Raw genomic sequence first — 4,478 nt, 5'->3', positions numbered from 1 at the left:
AAGGGGCCCGGTCCTGCCGGGCCCCTTCCCGCCCACGTTCCCGCACAAGCGGCCGCGGTCCCGCCCGGGCGGTGGGCGGTCGTCCGCGGGCGGAGCGGAAATCCGTTACCGGCGTGCGGCCGGACGCTGGGAGGCTCTGCCCATGAGCCCGCGACGCGTCAGGCCCAGCCTCTACATCTCCGTGGACATCGAGGCGGACGGCCCGATCCCCGGCCCTTACTCGATGCTCAGCCTCGGCGCCGCCGTGGCCGGCCGGCAGGACGCCGACGGGTTCACCCCCGCCGACCCGCAGGAGCACACCTTCTACCGCGAACTGCGGCCGGTGTCCGACGAGTTCGACGCCCAGGCGCTCGCGGTGAGCGGCCTGGACCGGGACCGGCTGCGCCGGGAGGGCGCGGACCCCGCCACCGCCATGACCGAGTTCACCGCCTGGGTGGACGACGTCTCCCCCGTTGCTCAGCCGGTGGTCTGCGGCTACCCGGTGGCCTTCGACTGGATGTTCCTGTACTGGTACCTCGTCCGCTTCACCGGCGGCAGTCCGTTCGGCCACTCCGGCTGCATGGACATGAAGACGCTGTACGCGGCCAAGGCCCGCCTGCCGCTGCGGGCCGTCGCCAAGGGGACCATGCCCCGGCACCTGCTGTCGCGGCGCCGGCACACCCATCACGCGCTGGACGACGCCGTCGAGCAGGCGGAGCTCTTCGCCAACCTGATGCGGTGGGAGGGCCCCGCCTCCTGATCAGTCCTCGCCCGCCGCCAGCCGGGCGAGGCGCTGCGCCTCGGCCCGCGTGGAGCGGGCCACGGCGTCCTCGTCGACGGTGAGCAGCCGTCCGTCCTCCACCACCGCGGCGCCGCCCACCAGGGACAGCGTCACCGGAGCCGCCGCCCCCAGCACGAGCGCGGCCACCGGGTCGGCGATCGAGGCGTGGGCCAGGGTGTCCATCCTCCACAGCACCAGGTCGGCGAGCTTGCCGGGCTCGAGGGAGCCGATCTCCGCCTCCCGGCCCAGCACCCGCGCACCGCCGCGGGTGCCCAGCCGGAGCGCCTGGCGGGCGGTGAGGGCCGCCTCGCGGTGCGGGCCGAGGCGGTTGACCAGGAGGGCGTTGCGCAGTTCGGTGTGCAGTTCCCCGGACTCGTTGGAGGCGGTTCCGTCGACGCCGAGCCCCACCGGGATCCCGGCGGCGAGCATGTCGGGGACACGGGCGATCCCCGCGGCCAGGCGGGCGTTGGAGGACGGGCAGTGCGCCACGCCTGTTCCGGTCCGGGCGAACGCGGCGATGTCGGCGTCGTTCATGTGCACGCAGTGCGCCATCCAGACGTCCTCGCCGAGCCAGCCGGTGGACTCGAAGTAGTCGGTGGGGCCCATGCCGAAGAGTTCGTGGCAGAACTTCTCCTCCTCCACCGTCTCCGACCCGTGGGTGTGCAGCCGGACGCCGAGGCGGCGCGCCAGCTCCGCTCCGTGGCGCATGAGGTCGGTGGAGACCGAGAACGGGGAGCAGGGCGCGACGGCGACCTGGGTCATCGACCCGAACGAGGCGTCGTGGTGGGCGGCGACCGTCTCCTCGGTCGCGGTGAGCGCGCCCTCCAGGCTCTCCACCGCGAAGTCCGGCGGCAGCCCTCCGTCCGACTCTCCCCGGTCCATCGAGCCGCGGGCCAGCGTGAAGCGGACGCCCGTCTCGCGGGCCGCGCGCACGACGGCTCCCGACAGGTCGCCGGTGCCGCGCGGGAAGACGTAGTGGTGGTCCATGGCGGTGGTGACGCCGCCCCGCGCCATCATCGCCAGCGAGCCCTGCGCGGCGGCGTGCACCATCGGCTCGTCGATCCGCGCCCAGGTCGGGTACAGCGCGACCAGCCAGTCGAAGAGGTTGTGGTCGGTGGCCAGGCCGCGGGTGAGCCACTGGTAGAAGTGATGGTGGGTGTTGACCAGCCCCGGGGTGACCAGGTGCCCGGTGCCGTCGATCCGGCGCACCACGTTCTCCAGCCCCTCGGGGGCCTTCCCCTCCCCCACCGACTCGATCACCTGGCCGGCGACCACCACATGACCGGAGGCGTATTCGGTGTCCCGGGCGTCGACGGTCGCGACGGCGCAGTTCTCGATGACGGTGCGGGCGGGCTGCTGGGCTGCGGACGCCATGGGTCTGTCTCCGGAGGGTGAGCGGTGGGCGGGGTGCGTCAGAGGTTGGTGAGTTCGGGCGGGATCCTGGCCTCGGCGCCGTCGCGCAGCACGGTGGCCTCGATCAGGCCGTACGGGCGGTCGGCGGCGAAGTACACCTCGTTGTCGTTCTCCAGCCCGAACGGCGAGAGGTCGACCAGGAAGTGGTGCTTGTTGGGCAGCGAGAGGCGTATCTCGTCGATCTCCGGACGGTTCTCGATCACCCGGGCGCCCATCCCGTAGAGCGTCTGCTGCAGGGAGAGCGAGTAGGTCTGCGCGAACGCGTCCAGCAGGTGGCGGCGGGCTTCCCGGTAGCAGGCGTCCCAGTCGGGCGCGGGCCCGTCGCCGGCGTCCGACCAGGAGTACCGCCAGCGGGTGGAGACGTCGGTGGCCAGGATCCGGTCGTAGGCCTCGGGCAGGGTGGTGTACCGGTCCTTGCGGTAGCCCCAGAACTCGGAGTCGGTCGAGTTGAGGACCGTCAGGTCCTTCAGCCCGGAGACCACCTCGGAGCCCTCCGCGTCGTGGACCACCTGGGCGACCCGGGTGCCGCCGCCGGTACGGGCGAAGGAGTGCTGGGTCCCGGGTCCGCCGATGCGTTCCCAGGCGTACTCCTCGATCCTGATCCGCGCCCGGTGGATGGGTTCCTGCGACTCCACGAAGTGCCGTGCCAGCAGCAGCCCGAACTCCTCCGGGGAGCCGATGCCGTGCTCCTTGGCGAAGGCGTACACCGTGTTCTTGGTGGTGTCGGTGGGCAGCACGTGGGCGTTGGAGCCGGAGTAGTGGACGTCGTCCATGTCGCCGGAGAGCGAGACGGAGACGTTGAGGTCCTTGATGTGGTGGAGGTCGCCCTCGCGGGTGATCCGGACGACGCGGGTCTCGGCCTTGCCGTACTGGTTCTGGCCGAGCCGGGCGACGCGGGCGGGGTTCTCGCTCATGACTGCTAGCTCCCTCGGTATACGGAGTAGCCGAACGGGTTGAGGAGCAACGGAACGTGGTGGTGCTCGCCGGCCCCGAGGGCGAAGGCGACCGCCACCTCGGGGAAGAACGCGGCGCCGCCGGGGCGGGCGCTCAGGTGGTACGCCTCGACGTCGAAGGCGAGGCGGACGTGGGTGGTGCCGGCAGGGGGGATGGGCAGGTCCGTGCAGCGGCCGTCCGCGTCGGTCGCCGCGCCGCCGAGCACCTGCCAGGGCGCCTCGGGGCCGGTGCGGGCGGACAGGACGACGGCCACCCCGGCGGCCGGGCGGCCGAGGCTGGTGTCGAGGACGTGCGTGGACACGGTGGCGGTGGTGTCGCCGGACGTCATGGGTGTGCGTCCTCCTCGGGCGGGCCTGCCTCGGCGAGGCGGGCGAGACGGATGCGGTTGATCCTGCCGAGTTCGGTGCGGACCGTCTCGCGTTCGGCCTCCGGCGTGTTGCCGAGGCGGGCGCGGGCGGCGTCCCGCATCTCCTCGGCGGTGCGGCCGGTGGCGCAGATCAGGAACACGTGGCCGAACTTCTCCTGGTAGGCCAGGTTGAGTTCGAGCATCTCGGCCCTGAGCTGCTCCGGCGCCCCTGCCATCCCGCGCTGTTCGCGCGTGGAGACCGGGTCGCCCGGCTTCGGCCGGCCGATCGGTGGATGCCCGGCCATCGCCTCCGCGAGGTCGTCGGCCGTCAGCGCGGCGACGGCCGCGTCACCGGCGGCGTACAGCTCCTCCGGGCCGGCGTAGGGGCGGTGCGCGAGCAGACGCGCCGCCCAGGACGTGGAGGCGCAGATCTCACGCAGTACGGACCGGGCCGCGGCGTCGTCCAGCCGGTTGAACCGGGCGAGGCCGGGGGCGGGCGGCATCGGGGTGCTCGCTGTCACACCAGGCAGCCAACCCCACCGGGACACCGGGCGTCAACATTTTGTTGAAGTCCGACCGGTCAGCCGTCCGCCCGGCCCAGGGGGAAACGGGTCCGCCCGCGCCACCGGCGCCCGTCGAACACCACCAGGTCGACGGCCGTCACCCGCTCGGTCAGCGGCAGGGCGGGGGCGAGCGCCGCCTCGATCAGGTCGTGCTGCGCGGCGCTGCCGGTGTTGGCGACGGTGACGTGGGGGTCGAGGTCGCCGAACAGGCCCCCGTACGGCGCCTGTTCGGGCCAGCGCGCGGTGACGGCCGCGGTGAGCGCCCGCAACGGGCCGTCGGGTTCGGGGCGCAGCCAGAGGACTCCGGGGAAGCGGGCGCACCCGGCGAACCGGAGTGCGAAGGGCGGATGCGCCGCGAACTCCTCGGCGAGGGCGGCGCGCACGCCGTCGTCCACCCGCTCACGGTGCAGGAACGGGAAGAGGACCGTCGCGTGGGCGGTGC

6 protein-coding genes are annotated in these 4,478 nt (G+C 73.2%); 1 reads left to right on the top strand and 5 read right to left on the bottom strand.

Annotated features, from left to right (window positions below; genetic code table 11):
* Positions 1-142 precede the first annotated feature (142 nt).
* Complete coding sequence (locus HW445_RS19560; protein WP_180222288.1) at positions 143-739, top strand: 3'-5' exoribonuclease; 597 nt, start codon at positions 143-145, stop codon at positions 737-739.
* Here the strand turns inward: HW445_RS19560 and HW445_RS19555 are convergent, their stop codons facing one another.
* From HW445_RS19555 to HW445_RS19535, 5 genes are all read right to left on the bottom strand, one after another.
* Positions 740-2,134 (bottom strand): 8-oxoguanine deaminase, encoded by a 1,395-nt coding sequence (locus HW445_RS19555; protein ID WP_180222287.1) that lies wholly within the window; start codon positions 2,132-2,134, stop codon positions 740-742.
* A gap of 38 nt (positions 2,135-2,172) precedes the next feature.
* A complete protein-coding gene (gene pucL, locus HW445_RS19550; RefSeq protein WP_180222286.1) occupies positions 2,173-3,087 on the bottom strand; it encodes a factor-independent urate hydroxylase in 915 nt (304 codons plus the stop codon).
* Positions 3,088-3,092: 5 nt separating this feature from the next.
* On the bottom strand, positions 3,093-3,455 hold the full coding sequence (gene uraH, locus HW445_RS19545) for a hydroxyisourate hydrolase (protein WP_180222285.1): 363 nt from the start codon (positions 3,453-3,455) through the stop codon (positions 3,093-3,095).
* Positions 3,452-3,976 carry a 2-oxo-4-hydroxy-4-carboxy-5-ureidoimidazoline decarboxylase gene (gene uraD, locus HW445_RS19540; RefSeq protein WP_180222289.1) on the bottom strand — a complete coding sequence of 175 codons (525 nt, stop codon included), beginning with the start codon at positions 3,974-3,976 and terminating at the stop codon, positions 3,452-3,454. The genes uraH and uraD overlap by 4 nt, the downstream gene beginning before the upstream one ends.
* A gap of 77 nt (positions 3,977-4,053) precedes the next feature.
* On the bottom strand, positions 4,054-4,478 hold a 425-nt coding region (locus HW445_RS19535; protein WP_180222284.1), incomplete at its 5' end, for a 2'-5' RNA ligase family protein.

The sequence above is a fragment of the Streptomyces sp. UH6 genome (genome assembly GCF_013421635.1).
Classification (GTDB): Bacteria; Actinomycetota; Actinomycetes; order Streptomycetales; family Streptomycetaceae; genus Streptomyces; species Streptomyces abyssomicinicus.
The sequence above is the reverse complement of the archived record's forward strand: the minus strand, read 5'-3'. Positions and strand labels throughout refer to the sequence as shown.